The organism is Bradyrhizobium sp. SZCCHNR1017, assembly GCF_032381375.1.
Classification (GTDB): domain Bacteria; phylum Pseudomonadota; class Alphaproteobacteria; order Rhizobiales; family Xanthobacteraceae; genus Bradyrhizobium.
The window spans coordinates 164314-179256 of sequence record NZ_JAUHIR010000008.1 but is presented as its reverse complement, the minus strand read 5'-3'; the positions used below and the strand labels follow the sequence as shown (position 1 = coordinate 179256).

At 66.5% G+C, this 14943-nt stretch carries 14 protein-coding genes; 6 read left to right on the top strand and 8 right to left on the bottom strand.

The annotated features are described in order from the left end of the window. Positions 1 to 214 precede the first annotated feature (214 nt). The 5 genes from QW863_RS20945 (at position 215) to QW863_RS20925 (ending at position 6054) form a co-directional block, all read left to right on the top strand. Positions 215 to 1462 carry an MFS transporter gene (locus tag QW863_RS20945; RefSeq protein WP_315717227.1) on the top strand — a complete coding sequence of 416 codons (1248 nt, stop codon included), beginning with the start codon at positions 215 to 217 and terminating at the stop codon, positions 1460 to 1462. Positions 1463 to 1526: 64 nt separating this feature from the next. After that, the gene (locus QW863_RS20940) at positions 1527 to 2513 is read left to right on the top strand and encodes an MDR family oxidoreductase (RefSeq protein WP_315717226.1); all 987 of its coding nucleotides are present in this window, start codon (positions 1527 to 1529) and stop codon (positions 2511 to 2513) included. A 114-nt stretch (positions 2514 to 2627) separates the two neighbouring features. Further along, positions 2628 to 3296 (top strand): hypothetical protein, encoded by a 669-nt coding sequence (locus tag QW863_RS20935; protein ID WP_315717225.1) that lies wholly within the window; start codon positions 2628 to 2630, stop codon positions 3294 to 3296. 176 nt (positions 3297 to 3472) lie between these two features. Beyond that, positions 3473 to 3706 (top strand): DUF6894 family protein, encoded by a 234-nt coding sequence (locus QW863_RS20930; protein WP_315717224.1) that lies wholly within the window; start codon positions 3473 to 3475, stop codon positions 3704 to 3706. A gap of 659 nt (positions 3707 to 4365) precedes the next feature. After that, entirely contained in the window at positions 4366 to 6054 is a 1689-nt protein-coding gene (locus QW863_RS20925; protein WP_315717223.1) for a methyl-accepting chemotaxis protein, read from the top strand. Between the two features lie 12 nt (positions 6055 to 6066). Here the strand turns inward: QW863_RS20925 and QW863_RS20920 are convergent, their stop codons facing one another. The 7 genes from QW863_RS20920 to QW863_RS20890 form a co-directional block, all read right to left on the bottom strand. Further along, a complete protein-coding gene (locus QW863_RS20920; RefSeq protein WP_315717222.1) occupies positions 6067 to 8748 on the bottom strand; it encodes a DUF2339 domain-containing protein in 2682 nt (893 codons plus the stop codon). Positions 8749 to 8936: 188 nt separating this feature from the next. Continuing rightward, positions 8937 to 9443 carry a protein tyrosine phosphatase gene (locus tag QW863_RS20915; RefSeq protein ID WP_315717221.1) on the bottom strand — a complete coding sequence of 169 codons (507 nt, stop codon included), beginning with the start codon at positions 9441 to 9443 and terminating at the stop codon, positions 8937 to 8939. A 101-nt stretch (positions 9444 to 9544) separates the two neighbouring features. Continuing rightward, on the bottom strand, positions 9545 to 9769 hold the full coding sequence (locus QW863_RS20910) for a hypothetical protein (protein WP_315717220.1): 225 nt from the start codon (positions 9767 to 9769) through the stop codon (positions 9545 to 9547). After that, on the bottom strand, positions 9766 to 10005 hold the full coding sequence (locus QW863_RS20905; RefSeq protein ID WP_315717219.1) for a hypothetical protein: 240 nt from the start codon (positions 10003 to 10005) through the stop codon (positions 9766 to 9768). Before QW863_RS20905 ends, QW863_RS20910 begins: the two co-directional genes overlap by 4 nt. A gap of 1 nt (position 10006) precedes the next feature. Then, the gene (locus tag QW863_RS20900; protein WP_315717218.1) at positions 10007 to 10624 is read right to left on the bottom strand and encodes an HD family hydrolase; all 618 of its coding nucleotides are present in this window, start codon (positions 10622 to 10624) and stop codon (positions 10007 to 10009) included. Then, entirely contained in the window at positions 10621 to 11250 is a 630-nt protein-coding gene (locus tag QW863_RS20895) for a DNA-3-methyladenine glycosylase I (RefSeq protein ID WP_315717217.1), read from the bottom strand. The genes QW863_RS20900 and QW863_RS20895 overlap by 4 nt, the downstream gene beginning before the upstream one ends. 9 nt (positions 11251 to 11259) lie before the next feature. Further along, positions 11260 to 12144: a folate-binding protein gene (locus QW863_RS20890; RefSeq protein ID WP_315717216.1), complete on the bottom strand. Its 885-nt coding sequence runs from the start codon at positions 12142 to 12144 to the stop codon at positions 11260 to 11262. Between the two features lie 198 nt (positions 12145 to 12342). Here QW863_RS20890 and QW863_RS20885 point away from each other — a divergent pair, with 198 nt between their 5' ends. Further along, positions 12343 to 13677: a dihydroorotase gene (locus QW863_RS20885; protein WP_315717367.1), complete on the top strand. Its 1335-nt coding sequence runs from the start codon at positions 12343 to 12345 to the stop codon at positions 13675 to 13677. Between the two features lie 133 nt (positions 13678 to 13810). Here the strand turns inward: QW863_RS20885 and QW863_RS20880 are convergent, their stop codons facing one another. After that, positions 13811 to 14329 carry a protein phosphatase CheZ gene (locus tag QW863_RS20880; protein WP_315717215.1) on the bottom strand — a complete coding sequence of 173 codons (519 nt, stop codon included), beginning with the start codon at positions 14327 to 14329 and terminating at the stop codon, positions 13811 to 13813. Between the last annotated feature and the right edge of the window lie 614 nt (positions 14330 to 14943).

Genomic DNA, 14943 nt, shown 5'->3' with positions numbered 1-14943 from the left:
GTTTGCGACTCGCGCATCAGGACGTTTTCGCGCGGGGACAAAGACGCATGAGCGAGTTCCGCTGCCGGAACTCGCTTCGGATGACACCTGCTCATGGCTGGCCGCCGCATCGAAATTTTTCATGACAGGGTTCCGCTTTTGAGCTTGGGAGTTCAATGCAAATGCATTAACCGGAGAGGCGCGGCGGACAGCGACCGCGGCAGGGAGGACACTGATGTCGGTACAGGCAGGCGATCTCGGTACGGTGTCCCGCAATCAGGGCTGGCGCACGCCGGTGGTCATCATCGTGTGCGGCTGCGCCATTGCGCTGCTGAGCTTCGGTCCGCGCTCCAGCCTCGGCTTCTTCGTGCAGCCGATGAGCCGTGAATTCGCCTGGGGACGCGACGTGTTCGCCCTCGCGGTGGCGGTGCAGAACCTGTTGTGGGGACTCGGTCAGCCGCTCGCCGGTGCGATCGCCGATCGTTTCGGCGTGATGCGCGTCATCTGTGTCGGCGCGCTGCTCTATGCCGGCGGCCTGCTGATGATGCGCTATTCCAGCTCGCCGCTGTCGCTGAACATCGGCGCCGGCGTGCTGGTCGGCTTCGGCCTGTCGGGCTGCTCGTTCAATCTCATCCTGTCGGCTTTCAGCAAGCTGCTGCCGCCGGAGCGCCGCGGCGTCGCGCTCGGCGCCGGCACCGCGGCCGGCTCGCTCGGCCAGTTCCTGTTCGCTCCGTTCGGCGTCGCGCTGATCGACCAGTTCGGCTGGCAGAGCGCGCTGATGGTGTTCGCAACGCTGATGCTGTTCATCGTGCCGTTGTCGCTCGCCGTGGCGACGCCGCCGGCAGCCGAGGCCAAGCCGTCGGAGGCCGAGCAGCAGTCGTTCACGACCGCGCTGATGGAGGCGTTCGGCCACCGCTCCTACGTGCTGCTGGTGCTCGGATTCTTCACCTGCGGCTTCCAGCTCGCTTTCATCACCGTGCACCTGCCGGCGTTCCTGGTCGATCGCGGCCTTTCGGCGCAGGTTGGCGGCTGGGTGATCGCGGCGATCGGCCTGTTCAACATCATCGGCTCGCTTAGTGTCGGCTGGCTGCAGAGCCGGCTGCCGAAGCGCTACATCCTGTCCTTCATCTATTTCACCCGTGCGCTGGCGACGCTCGCCTTCATCTCGTTCCCGGTCACGGCGGCTTCCGCGATCGCCTTCGGCGCGGTTTCCGGGCTCGCCTGGCTCTCCACGGTGCCGCCGACCTCGTCGCTGGTCGCGATCATGTTCGGCACCCGCTGGCTCGCCACGCTCTATGGCTTCGCCTTCGTCAGCCACCAGGTGGGCGGCTTCCTCGGCGTCTGGCTCGGTGGCCTCGTGTTCGAGCGCTACGGCTCGTACACGCCGATCTGGTGGCTGTCGATCGTGTTCGGCGTGTTGTCGGCGCTGATCAACCTGCCGATCGTCGAGAAGCCGGTGGCGCGCGCCGTTCCCGCGACGTGAGTTGCGCGGCCGATCCGATCGGCTAAACATGGCGCGAGACGAAGAAAGCGCAGGGAGTGCGGCTGTGGGAACGTTCAAGGCGATCCGGATCGACAAGGCGGACAAGGGAACGACCGCGACGCTGACGCAGTTCGATGAAGCCGAGCTGATGGACGGCGACGTCACCGTGAAGGTCGAGTGGTCGGCGCTGAATTACAAGGATGGGCTGGCGCTGACCGGCAAGGCGCCGGTGGTGCGCCGCTTCCCGATGATCGCCGGGATCGATTTCGCCGGCACGGTCGAGCAGTCCAGCCATCCCGACTGGAAGCCGGGAGATGCCGTGATCTGCACCGGCTGGGGCATGGGCGAGACCCATCTCGGCGCCTATGCCGAGAGGGCGCGGGTCAAGGGCGACTGGCTGGTCGGCCTGCCGCAGGGCCTGTCGGCCCGGGACGCGATGGCGATCGGCACCGCCGGCTTCACCGCGATGCTTGCGGTGCTCGCCCTGGAGAAGCACGGGCTGACGCCGGCGAGCGGGCCGGTGGTGGTGACGGGCGCGGCCGGCGGCGTCGGCTCGGTGGCGACGGCTGTGCTCGCCAAGCTCGGCTACCATGTGATCGCCTCGACCGGCCGCTTGGCCGAGGCTGACTATCTCAAGTCGCTCGGTGCCGCCGAGATCATCGACCGCAACGAGCTGTCCGGACCGGCCAAGCCGCTGGCGAAGGAGCGCTGGGCGGGCGGCATCGACAGCGTCGGCTCCAATACGCTCGCCAACCTGCTGGCGATGACCAAATATGGCGGCGCCATCGCCGCCTGCGGCCTCGCTGCGGGCATGGATTTGCCAACGTCGGTGGCGCCGTTCATTTTGCGCGGCGTGTGCCTCCTCGGAGTCGATTCGGTGATGTGCCCGCTGCCGGCGCGCAAGGCGGCTTGGCAGCGCCTCGCGACCGATCTGGATCGCGCAAAACTAGCTGAAATCACTCACGAAATCGCCTTGGACCAGGTGGCGTCGCTGGGGCCGCAGATCCTCGCCGGCCAGGTCCGCGGCCGTACGGTGGTAAGAATATCCTGAGGACGTTCAGACTTTTCAAACCATGCTGCTCCATTGTTGCCATGGTTGGTATGGTAAGCATGGGGTAAAGATACCGCCTTACCCGCTGCGTGGGGTTAAGTGGGAGTTTGATGCATGCTCGCGCGTATATTGCTGGGGACCGTGACTGCCGGTGCCGTGATTGCTCCTGCGATGGCGGGTTCGATGACAGCCGACGAGGCCCGCAAATTCGTCGCCGGAAAGGTGTTCGCCTTCACCTGCGTCGACGGCACCCGTGGCGCGGGCCGCATTCTCGACGACATGGGCGCGGCCGGTGCGGTGCAGTTCTCCGGCTCGGGGCCGGTGCGTCACATCCGCCTGCCGGGCAATACCCTGCAGATTCGCGGCCAGAATGTCTGCGCTGCCATCAAGGGCATGCCGTTCGAACCGTGCTTCAACCTCGACAAGAAGGACGATCGCAGCTTCCGCGGTTCGGTCTCCGGGCTCGGCGCCTTCGCCTATTGCGACTTCCAGCACCAGGGCGGAGCCACCATGCTGATGGCGCGCGCCGTGGCGCGGCCGCGCGCCGCACGCGCTGCTGGACCCGCGGCTGACGGCTCCCACACCGAAGTAGCGGCACGGGTCGAGACCCCGCGGGTGGAACGCAGCAAGGTGGACCCCTTGAAGGCAGATGCTGCGAAGGCCGCCAGGGCGGAAAGTTCCAAGACGGAGAACATGAAGGCCGAAAACGCGAAGACTGAAATTACCAAATCCGATAACGCGAAGTCGGATGCGGCGCCGGAGCTGCGTCGCTCGACCGATTAGTTGTTAGTTCACCGATCATTGAAAAACCGGTTCCCTATTATCATAGAGTAATATTTTAAGCTGACCGCACGTTAGTGGTCATTGCGCCGTAATCGTACGGAATCTCAAATTCATGCCTCGGTAGCGACTCGTGTGCAGTTTGCAACCAGGGGGGTGGCCCACGAGAAAGGGTCGTTATGTCGCTTTATTTCTTCCGGATCAGCCAGGGCCGCTATTCTGGCGCGGCTGATCAGCCGTATGAATTCGCCAACCGGGAAACCGCCTGGAACGAGCTGACGGCTGTCTGCTCCGACCTGATCGGCGGGATCTCGAGGTCGTTGCAGCAGGGGGCCGAGTGGCAGATGGAGCTGCTCGACGAAGCCAAGCAGCCGGTGTTCCGGATTCGCCTGGTGTCCGAAGCGGTCGGCTGAGGTCGAGCTGTCCGGGGTGATTGCGCCGCTGGCCGTCGGATTCGAGTCCGGTTTGCCGTGGCGGCAATCTTCTGCGCGCAGGCGCCTTTTGATGAAGTCTGCGTCCGCCTCGGGCACGTCAGTCGGGATTGATGGAGTTCGGCCTAGGCTCCGCGTCGTGCCCCGGCGCCGCCGATCTCCGTCACGCTTCTCGTGCTCAGTCGCTTGTGATGCTGCCGAACGTCGGTCCTGGCCCGGCCCACCTCATCTCCGGATTCATCCGCGCGGTGATCAGCGTCTTCCGGTGCTGCCGCCTGCCGGCGCAGGTTGTGGCGGCAATCGTCCTTTGCCCCGTGCGCGCTCCAAAGGTCTTGCTTCGACGCGATCCTTCAGCGGTATCGGGAGACCAGGTGTGGCGGTGGCCGGTTTCACGGTACCGTGTCATCCCTGCGCGCCATCATTTTATGGGCATTGTCAGTAATCTTACGGTTCCAGCATTAACCTCTGATAAGCCTGTTTCGCGCCCAATGAGGTCGGCAGAGACGATAGGCGGGTTCGGAATTTTCGGAGCCCTCTGATCCTCTGACCTCGACCGCGCAGCGCAGCGCAGACCTGGATGTTCGGGCCGTCTTTGGCGCTGGCAGGACGCGGCCGAACCACGCAGTCAGCTGGGGTCCTCCGTGTCAAAGATGTCCATCCGTACGAAGATCATATCGGTCATCGCCTTCATGCTCGTCACCATGTGCGGGCTCGGCGTGCTCGCCGTCACCAGCATGCAGTCGATCAATGCCAACACGGTCGACATCGCCACCAATTGGCTGCCGAGCGTGCGCGCGATCGGCGAGCTGCGCGCCGACATCAATCTGCTGCGCATCGCCTTGCGCGCGCATGTGATGTCGGAGACGGCCGAGGCCAAGCAGGGCGCGGAGAAGCGCGTCAACGGAATCCTTGAGACGATCAACAAGGACCGCAAGACCTACGAGCCGATGATCACCTCGGCCGAGGAACGGGCGATCTACAACAACTGGGTGCAGTCCTGGGAGAAGTACGTCGTCGCGGTCAAGCAGGTGATGGACGAATCCAACAAGAGCGTCGGAAAGATCCCGCGCGAAGCCACCGAAATGCTGGAAAAATCGGCCGCGGCGATCGCGCGCGACGCCGACAAGTATTTCATCCAGGACATCGAGTTCAACAACAAGGGTGCCGACAACGCGACGCGGCAGGCAGCCGAGAGCTTCACGCGTGCGATCTGGCTGGTGGTGTCGATCATTGTCGCGGCCGTCATTGCCGGCGTCGCCGTCGGTTTCTATCTCGTGCAGAACGTCTCGTCCGGCATTGCGTCGATCATCAAGCCGATGCAGGAGCTCGCCAAGGGCGATCTCGGCGCGGAGGTGACGCATCGCGGCGAGCCGACCGAGATCGGCGCCATGGCCGATACGCTGCAGGTGTTCAAGGAGGCGCTGATCGCCAAGAAGGAGGCCGACGAGCTTGCGGCACACGATGCCGAGGTCAAGATCGAACGCGGCCGGCGCGTCGACAATATCACCCGCCAGTTCGAGGCGACGATCGGCGAGATCGTGCAGACGGTGTCGTCGGCCTCGACCGAGCTCGAGCATTCCGCCGGCGCGCTGTCATCCACCGCGACGCGCTCGCAGGAGATCTCGACCGCGGTTGCGGCTGCTTCGGAGGAGGCTTCGACCAACGTACAGTCGGTCGCTTCCGCGACGGAGGAGCTATCGTCGTCGATCACCGAGATCAGCCGCCAGGTGCAGGAATCCGCCCGCATGGCCACCGAGGCCGTCGACCAGGCGCGCATGACCAATGATCGCGTGAGCGAGCTGAGCAAGGCCGCGGCGCGGATCGGCGACGTGGTCGAGCTGATCAACACGATCGCCGGCCAGACCAACCTGCTGGCGCTGAATGCGACCATCGAGGCCGCGCGCGCCGGCGAGGCTGGCCGCGGCTTCGCGGTCGTCGCGTCCGAGGTGAAGGCGCTGGCCGAGCAGACCGCCAAGGCGACCGACGAGATCGGCCAGCAGGTGTCCGGCATCCAGGCCGCGACGCAGGAATCGGTCGGCGCCATCCGGGCGATCTCCACGACCATCGAGCGGCTGTCGGAAATCTCATCGGCGATCGCGGCGGCCGTGGAGGAGCAGGGCGCCGCCACGCAGGAGATCTCGCGCAACGTCCAGCAGGCATCGGAGGGCACGCAGCAGGTTTCCGTGAACGTCGTCGACGTGCAGCGCGGCGCGACCGAGACTGGTACGGCTTCCACGCACGTGCTGGCCGCGGCGCAATCGCTGGCCTCGGACAGCGACCGGCTGAAGCGTGAAGTGGCGTCGTTCCTGGAGTCGGTGCGCGCAGCCTAATCCGACATGGCGCTACGCCGCCGGCTGAGCCGGCGGCGCCTGCTGCTGCCGTCGGAACAGCACCTTCTGGTACAGCCAGCCGATCGCGACCAACACCAGCCCGAGGCCGATGAAAGACAGGGCGCGCCACACGCCGGTCAGCGCCGACATGTCGACCAGGAAGGCCTTCAGGATCGTCAGCGCGATCACGATGGCGGATGCCAGGCGCGCGCGCTGCGACTGCACGATGATTCCGATCCCGAGCAGCATCACGCCGAAGGCGAGCCAGGCGATCGAATAGGTGTACTGCTCGGCGGCGCTGGTCGGTCCTGCCGTCAGATCGGGGCCGTGATAGATACGGCGGATCTCGAGGCTGACATAGGACAGCGCGAGGATCAGTGCGCCCGCGGCCAGCATATTGCCGTAGGCCGGCGGACGGCGGCCTGCGACCGCGTAGGACAACAGCAGCATCAGTACCGCCGGGAACGCATAGGCCAGGATCAGGATGTTGAGCAGGCCGCCCTTGATCGCGGCGTCCGAGATCATCGGGTTTTCGAACAGCAGCAGGCCGAGCACGGTGGCGCCGCCGGCGAATCCGGTGAGGATCACGGCGCTGATGTTGTGCACGATGCTGCCGCTGCGCTCCCGTAGCCGCTCCAGCCCGATCGCCAGCGCCAGGGCCACGCAGACGTCGAGTCCCACTTCGGCGAGCGACGGCACCGCCAGCATGTCGCCGTCATTGACGGCGTGGCGGATCTCCAGGAAGGCGAGCTGGGTCGTGAACAGGATCGCGGCGGCCTCCACCGCGCGCAGCGGCGCGTCGTCGCCATGGCGGCGCATCAGATAGCTCGCGCCCCAGAACGACGCCGCCGGCACGCCATAGCCCCACAGCAGCCAGTTGACGATCGGCGTGGTGCCGACATCGGCGCCGACGATGCGCGGATCATGGCCGATGCGCAGCACCACGAGCCCGGCAAAGACGGCCGCGAGCGTGCGCAGGAACGGGATCGGCCGGCTCTCGAAGATCCAGGCGGTGCCGAGCGACATCAGCGCCAGCGCGATCGTCAGCCAGCCCTTCTCAAGCGCGAAGGTCAGCGCCAGCGCCAGCGCGGCCAGCGTGCCGGTCGCGAACAGCGCGATCGAGGCACTGAGGCCGGGACGTTCCTCGCGCCGCGTCAGCGCCTCGGTGGCGACGGCAAAGCCGGCGGCGAGCACGACGGCGAGGATCGCGAACGGGATCGAGCGGTCGAGATGGGCGATGCGCGCATAGAGCGCGACCAGCAGCGCCAGCGGCGTGAACACGCCGGCCGCCGACCACACCACCGGCACGACGGCGTTGTGCGCGCGGCCCTGCGCCAGGAAGCCGGCGCCGCCGAAGCCCAGCGCGAAGATCGCGGCCGTCACCAGATGCGACGTGACCGACGCGCCGAGCGGGTTCGGCCCCATCCCGGGCAGCGCGCCGCCGGGCAGCACCAGCAGGTCCGGATTGTCGCGCAGCGCCCATTCGGCGAACACGAGGAACACGGTCGCAGCGGCGGCGGCCACCGCGCCGACGGCGCTCGGCGCGCGCCAGGCGACCGCCAGCGTCGCCGCGACCAGCACCGTGAAACCGATCAGCGCCAGGCCGTCATGGAAGCTCGCCAGCACGACCAGCATGGCGCCGAGCAGATAAACCGCCAGGCCGACGGATGAGATCGGCTCGACCTCGTCGTTCTCGGCGGCGGGTCCGAACATGAAGCCGCAGACCACGATCAGCGCGGCGAGCGCGAAACCAACCGCGACGTGGAAGACATGCGGCGCCACCGTCTCGACGCCCGCGTCGAGTCCGGGCAAGGTCCACAGGAACGACAGCCCGATCGTGGTCATCGCGAGCCAGCGCCACAGCCGCACGCGTGCCAGCGCGAACGCGGCGGCGGTGACGATGGCGAGGTAGATGTACAGCGCCCAGTAGTTCGGCTCGCCGGTCGACACCAGCACCGGCGTCGTGAACGCCGCGACGATGCCGAGCCCGGCGAGCGCCGGGCCGTGCAGCAGCGCCGCCGCCAGCGTGCCCAGCGCGACGATGCCGAGCAGCACGAAGGCGATCGCGGGCGGCAGGAAGTCGTACAGCGCGTAGGCCGCGTAGATGGTGGCGAAGGCGACCGCCGTGCCGGCCGCGGTGAGCATCGCCGGAATGTTGGCGATCGGCAGCGCCGCGATTTGCGAGATGCTCTCCTTGCGCCGTGTCCATTCGCCGGCCGCGAGCAGCGCGGCGGCGAACAGCGCGCCGAGCGCGACGCGCACCTCGGGGCCGACGAGGCCGGCCTCGATCGAGTAGCGCACCATGAAGAAGCCGCCGAGCGCCAGGGTCAGCCCGCCGATCCACACCACCCAGCGGGTGCCGATGCGCTCCTCGAAGCCGGCCGCGGGCTGCGGCACGGGTGGCGGCGACGCGAGCGGCGGCTGTTCGGCCGCTGCATCGCTCGCCATCGCCGCCGGCTGCAGGGTAGCCTCGGTCACCTCCGGCAATGGGGGCGGCATTGGCGGGGCTTCAGCGGGCTCCTGAAGCGGGCTGAGCGGCGGCGCGACCACCGGCGCGACCGCGATCGGGCGTGTCGCCTCGAGCTTGGCCAGCCGTGCCTGCACCTCGGCCAATCGGTCGGAGGTCCGGCGCGCGAAGGCGAGCGCCGCGAACGCCACCAGCAGGGCGATCCAATCCAGGGGCCAATCGAACATCACGCGGGAATCCTGAAATCGATGCCGCCGGGAGGCGTCACGGGTGGAGGGAAGCTGCGAGCCCTTGCGGACCCCAGCGAATCGGCCAGCCGCTCCGGCGGGCCGCACGATGGCCGTCGTTCCCTCTGTGTCAAACCGTGGAACATAAGTTCAAAGCGTACCGGTACGCGGCTACGCAGCGTTGCAACTCAGTCCAGATCGATCCGGAACGGCGCGCTGTCGACCATCATGGCGCCGGGCCCGATCGCGTCCAGCGCGCGCACCATGCGCCCCTGGCGGCCCAGTGCCCTGTCGGCCAGGCTGACGATCAGCCGGTTCGGCGAGGCGATCGGCGAGGCCTGGCGGATCGCCCAGGCGATATCGAGCTCGTCCCGATTGGGGTTGAGCGCGCAGGCCGCGGCGAAGGCGCTCGCGGTGGAGCGGCTGATGCCGGCATAGCAGTGGATCACCAGCGGCGCCGCACGATCCCAGCCGCGCACGAACTCCAGCACCTGGGCGACGTGATCCTCGCTCGGCGCCATGAAGCCAGGAAGCTGCTCGGTGATGTCGTCGACCGAGACCCGCAGATGGTTCTCGGGGCGGATCGTCTCCGGTCGCCGCACCTGCTCGACATTGGCCATGATGGTCAGCACGTGGCTGGCGCCGGTCAGGCGCACGGTCTCGGGCAGGGCGGCGAGTGAGCAGACGTGGATCATGGCGAGCCTTTGAACGCCCGATTATACGAATGGGGGCACAAGGGCAAAAGCGCGTTTTGGATGTCTGCCGTCGGGCTGGCGCATGTGTGCGCCGACGGCCCTCAGCGCGTGTTCTTGAGCTGCCGCAACTCCTGGCGGACCAGATGGGCCTTGCCCTCGATCTCCGCGTTGAGCCGCTCGAGATGATCGAGCACCCGCTCACGGTTCTGGGGGGCGATCTCGACCGGTTTCTCGGACCAGGGACGGCGCACGAACAGGGCCACGATGGCGACGGCCAAGGCGGTCAGGAGCGGAAAGCTCAGGGCAACGAACTGGTGCGTGGTCATCGAAGACCTCCCAGGATCCACTGACCGAGCAAATGTATGAGCACTCCGGTGATAATGCAAACGACCCCCGACCCGTAGATCAGGCCCGCGGGGGTGCTGGGCGGCAGCACCCCATAGACGAACTGGGCAAGCGGCACGAACGTCCCGGCAGTGACGATGGCCGTCGCCAGCGTGTTGACCCAGTTGGCGGCCAGCTTCAGCCGTTCGTTGCGGCGCTCGTCCGGCGTCAGCGGCATCTCAGCACGCCCCCAGCACCGCGTTGAAGCGGGTCAGGAACTGCTTCTCGGCCTTGGCCGCGCTCCAGGGCGTCAGATAATCCGTCACGGTGGCGTCCGGCAGGCCGGGGTCGCGACCGAACAGCTTCTTCGCCTCGCTTTCCGAGAAGCCGGCCAGCCGGGTCGCCTCCAGAAAAGCGGCGCCGCGGTCGGCCGCCTTGATCTGGCGCTCGATCTCCGGAGCAATCTCCGCCGGCAGCCCGAAGCGGATGTGGATCGCCCCGAGCAGCCGCTTCTCGACTGATTTGTAGCCGTCGCCGAGCACCGCCTTGAACGGCGAGATCATGTCGCCGATGACGTATTCCGGTGCATCGTGCAGCAGCGCGGCGAGCCGCAGCTTCGCATCGATGTTGGGCTTGCGCGCGCGCATCACCGTCTCGACCAGCAGCGTGTGCTGCGCGACCGAGAAGATGTGCGCGCCGGTGGTCTGGCCATTCCAGCGCGCGACACGCGCGAGCCCGTGGGCGATGTCGGCGATCTCGACATCGAGCGGCGAGGGATCGATGAGGTTGAGCCGCCGGCCGGACAGCATGCGCTGCCAGACGCGGTCGTGCCCGCTCGGGGCCTTGTCAGTCGTCATTTGGGAGGCTTGAGGCGCGGGGCGCGGCGCTTGCCGCTGCAGGTCTCGTGGCAGAAGCAGGTGACGAGATGGTCGTTGACCATGCCGGTCGCCTGCATGAAGGCATAGACGATCGTGGGACCGACGAACTTGAAGCCGCGCGCGGCCAGCTCTTTCGAGATCTTGATCGACAGCGGCGTCGAGGCCGGCACGCTCGCGGTGGTCTTGAACTGGTTGACCTTGGGCGCGCCGTCCATGAAGTCCCACAGCAGCTTGGAGAAGCCGGGACCCTTGTCCTGGATGTCGAGCCAGGATTTCGCGCTGAGAATCGTCCCTTCGATCTTGGCGCGGTTGCGCACGATGCCGGCATCGTTCATCAGCGCGTGGATCTTCTTGTCGGAATAGCGCGCAATCTTCTCCGGCTGGAAATCATCGAAGGCGCGGCGGAAATTGTCACGCTTGCGCAGGATCGTGATCCACGACAGCCCGGCCTGGAAGCCGTCGAGGATCAGCTTCTCGAACAGCGCGCGGTCGTCATATTCCGGCACGCCCCACTCGGTGTCGTGATAGGCGACATAGAGCGGATCGCTGCCCGGCCAGGGGCAGCGCGTCAGGCCATCGGGATGGACGACAGCAGTGCGACCCATGAGACCGGCTCAGGCGACCGTCTGCTTCGGCGCGCCCTGCAGCGCGTCGGGATCAGCGATGCGCAGAACGAGGCCGCCGGCGGTGAGCGGCGTTCCCGCCTCCAACGCCTCGGCGGCGCGGTCGATGCGCAGCAGCGCCATGCCCTTCTGCGCGGCGGCCGAGCCCATGGTGCCGACCGACTTGTCGCCGGCCAGAATCGGCGTGCCCGGCTCGGGACTCGGCCCGTCGAGTAGCACCTTCGCCGCGCGCGTGCGCGTGGTGCCGCGATGATGCATGCGGCTCACGACCTCCTGGCCGACATAGCAGCCCTTGCCGACGTCGACGCCGTGCAGCCGGTCCATGTTGGTCTCGTGCGGGAAGGCGTCGCCATACATGAAGTCGAGCCCGCCGCGCGGCACGCCGCAGTCGATACGATGCGCCTCATAGGCGTCGGAATCGACGATCTCGGCGCCGAGCCGTGCGGCGATCTCCGCGAGCGCCTCCTGCGGCGCAATGACGCGCGCGCCGAGGCGCTCATGACGCGGATCGACGAAGCTCGGCTCCGGCGTGGCGCCGATGGCACCATCCCAGACCGCGATCACGCCGAGCTCTCCGGAGCGGTTGCTGACCGCGACCTTGGCCCTGAGCTTGTAGAGGTTGAGCTTGTCGGTGAGCGCCTGCGCCAGCGCGCGCGGACAGTCGAGCAGGAAGCGCTCGCCGGCGTCCGTCGCCGGCACCTGCGCCACCAGGAAATCGACGATGATCTTGCCTTGCGGCGTCAGCAGCGCGCCGAACCGGGCCTCGCCAGGCGTGAGCTTGGTGACGTCGGTGGTGAAGAGACCGTTGAGGAACTTGCGTGCATCGTCGCCGCTGACCTGGACCACGCCCCGGTCGTCGAGAAACGTCGCCTTCATCCGAAAAACCTCTTGCGACAGGCCGCACTGAAACGTAAGCCGCCCTGGCATAAACCACAAGGCTGAAACGCCGCCGCGCGGTGGCTTCATTCTAAAGATCGAGACTCGCGTGCCACCGGAGGCCAGCAAATGGGCAGGCGCGCAGCATGATCGATCTGTCTTGGGGCGGTCAGGAGAATGAAATCCTATGAGGGCTTCATGAGCGCGCGCTTCGACGTCATTCTGAAATCCGGCACCGTGGTCAATCAGGACGGCGAGGGCGTCCGCGACATCGGCATGTCAGGCGGACGCATTGTCGAGATCGGCGATCTCGGCGCCGCCTCGGCCGCCGAGATCATCGACTGCAAGGGACTGCACGTGCTGCCCGGCGTGATCGACACCCAGGTGCATTTCCGCGAGCCTGGTCTCACTCACAAGGAGGACCTTGAAACCGGCTCGCGCAGCGCCGTGATGGGCGGCGTCACCGCCGTGTTCGAGATGCCCAACACCAATCCGCTGACGGTGACCGAGGAGGCGTTCACAGCCAAGGTCGCTGCCGGCCGCCATCGCATGCATTGCGATTTCGCCTTCTTCATCGGCGGCACCCGCGAGAATGTCGAGCAGCTCCCGGTGTTGGAGCGCGCCGAGGGCTGCGCCGGCGTCAAGGTGTTCGTCGGCTCGTCCACCGGCTCGCTGCTGGTCGAGGACGACGACAGCCTGCGCCGCATCTTCCAGGTGATCCGCCGCCGTGCCGCGTTCCACGCCGAGGACGAGTACCGCCTCAACGAGCGCAAGGACCTGCGCGTCGAGAACGATCCGCGCTCACACCCGGTGTGGCGCGACGAGGAGGCGGCGCTGCGCGCCACGCAACGTCTCGTGACCCTCGCGCACGAGACCGGCAAGCGCATCCACGTGCTGCACATCTCCACCAAGGAGGAGATCGTGTATCTGCGCGACCACAAGGACGTCGCCACCGTCGAGGCCACGCCGCATCATCTCACCTTGGCGGCGCCGGAGTGCTACGAGCGGCTCGGCACCTACGCGCAGATGAATCCGCCGGTGCGATCGGCCGATCATCGCGACGTCATCTGGTGGGGCGTCCACCAGGGCATCGTCGACATCTTAGGCTCCGACCACGCGCCGCACACCGCGGAGGAGAAGTCCAAGACCTATCCGGCCTCGCCCTCCGGCATGACCGGCGTGCAGACGCTGGTGCCGATCATGCTCGACCACGTCAATGCCGGCCGGCTGTCGCTGCAACGTTTCGTCGACCTCACCAGCGCCGGTCCCGCCCGCATCTACAACATCGCCCGCAAGGGCCGCATCGCCGCCGGCTACGACGCCGACCTCACCATCGTGGACCTCAAGCGCAGCGAGACCATCACCAACGAATGGGTCGCTTCGAAAGCCGGCTGGACGCCCTATGATGGCCTACGCGTCACCGGCTGGCCGGTCGGCACGTTCGTCCGCGGCCAGCGCGTGATGTGGCAGGGCGAGCTGCTGACGCCAGCGACCGGCGAGCCGGTGCGGTTCATGGAGACGCTGCGGCCGTAACGGCGCTGCGCGTGAGTTTGCTCCGTCATTGCGAGCGCAGCGACGCAATCCAGAGTCCTTAGCGCGTCCCTGGATTGCTTCGTCGCTCTGCTCCTCGCAATGACGCGGAGCGGGCATCACACCTGGCCGTCGTTCACGCGAACAGTTTGTCGATGTCGTCCTGGGAAATCGCCACGCCCGGCCGCTTCGGGCCCTCCATCAAGTCCGGGGCGCTTGGGGCAGCAAGCTCGGTGGCCAGCCGCGCCAGCTCCTCTTTTCCCCAGATGCGGACGAGCTTGTTGATGTGGTCCTCCATGAACTGCAGCGACTTGACCACGCGCGTGATCCGCTGCCCTGTGAGGTCCTGAAACGCGCACGCCTCGAACACCTTGTTTGTGCTGTCGACGATCTCGTCGCAGACCACTGCGGCAGTCGGGTCTTTGACTTTCTGCAACTTCGCGACGCTGGCGCCGATCGCCTCCATGCTTTCGAGGATCGCGTTCCCGGCCGTCTCCGTATTCTCGACGATCGCGTCGAGGGTGTCGGTCATCGTCGCGAAACTGCCCTTGCCGTCGCCTTGAAGAGCGGCGAGTTCGCGCCGCATGCTGCTGATCTGGCCGAACATCTCGACCAGGTACGTCTTCAGCAATCTCTCTTCTTCCGGCGCAATCATCAGAAATCCCCGAATTTTCCTTAACGTTTCCTTGCCAATTCTTCACGCGGCAGTTGCAAACCCCGGCCTGCTCTTCTGTGAAGGCATTTCGGATTTCGCTTCGGCGGTGACCGACTCGCGACGCGGCTATCGAGATTTCACGTCAGCTCGAAACGGTACTGTGGTCAGGTAGGTGAAGATCAGCGACCTATTTTTGCCCGTTTTCGTTAAGGGCGCATGTTCATTCACGTCAAAGCCTTCAAATTGCTTCGTGAAGAGTTTCCGAGCCGACGTGGCCGCCGAGGGCTGCCGTTGGGCAGTGCTCGGTCTGCTGTCGCGACGCCCGGACGGCCCTTGGAGCCTGGATGAGCGGGCGGGCGTCACGACAGGAGGCAGGCGGCGCGCGGCCGGCCAAAATGAATGCGAATGTCCGCTGCCAGGGACGACGCGGACGTGGGGGAGAAATTCCAGTACGCCGCCTCTTGACCCAGAGCTCTCTACCTGACCGCGATCAGTCGATCGACTTGCGTTTTGCCGAGCAACATTCTTGCCGGCACCCGATGGTTCCGCTCTCGGGGACGACCTGACGTCTGCAATCCCAGGAATCGATGGGCCGCCTGTGACCCCGATCATCG

What these genes read in the sequence shown, in the direction of transcription:
- QW863_RS20945 (WP_315717227.1), top strand. Translation starts at nt 215, where the DNA reads ATGTCGGTACAGGCAGGCGATCTCGGTACGGTGTCCCGCAATCAGGGC.
- QW863_RS20935 (WP_315717225.1), top strand. Translation starts at nt 2,628, where the DNA reads ATGCTCGCGCGTATATTGCTGGGGACCGTGACTGCCGGTGCCGTGATT.
- QW863_RS20930 (WP_315717224.1), top strand. Translation starts at nt 3,473, where the DNA reads ATGTCGCTTTATTTCTTCCGGATCAGCCAGGGCCGCTATTCTGGCGCG.
- QW863_RS20920 (WP_315717222.1), bottom strand. Translation starts at nt 8,748, where the DNA reads ATGTTCGATTGGCCCCTGGATTGGATCGCCCTGCTGGTGGCGTTCGCG.
- QW863_RS20915 (WP_315717221.1), bottom strand. Translation starts at nt 9,443, where the DNA reads ATGATCCACGTCTGCTCACTCGCCGCCCTGCCCGAGACCGTGCGCCTG.
- QW863_RS20910 (WP_315717220.1), bottom strand. Translation starts at nt 9,769, where the DNA reads ATGACCACGCACCAGTTCGTTGCCCTGAGCTTTCCGCTCCTGACCGCC.
- QW863_RS20905 (WP_315717219.1), bottom strand. Translation starts at nt 10,005, where the DNA reads ATGCCGCTGACGCCGGACGAGCGCCGCAACGAACGGCTGAAGCTGGCC.
- QW863_RS20900 (WP_315717218.1), bottom strand. Translation starts at nt 10,624, where the DNA reads ATGACGACTGACAAGGCCCCGAGCGGGCACGACCGCGTCTGGCAGCGC.
- QW863_RS20895 (WP_315717217.1), bottom strand. Translation starts at nt 11,250, where the DNA reads ATGGGTCGCACTGCTGTCGTCCATCCCGATGGCCTGACGCGCTGCCCC.
- QW863_RS20890 (WP_315717216.1), bottom strand. Translation starts at nt 12,144, where the DNA reads ATGAAGGCGACGTTTCTCGACGACCGGGGCGTGGTCCAGGTCAGCGGC.
- QW863_RS20885 (WP_315717367.1), top strand. Translation starts at nt 12,343, where the DNA reads ATGAGCGCGCGCTTCGACGTCATTCTGAAATCCGGCACCGTGGTCAAT.
- QW863_RS20880 (WP_315717215.1), bottom strand. Translation starts at nt 14,329, where the DNA reads ATGATTGCGCCGGAAGAAGAGAGATTGCTGAAGACGTACCTGGTCGAG.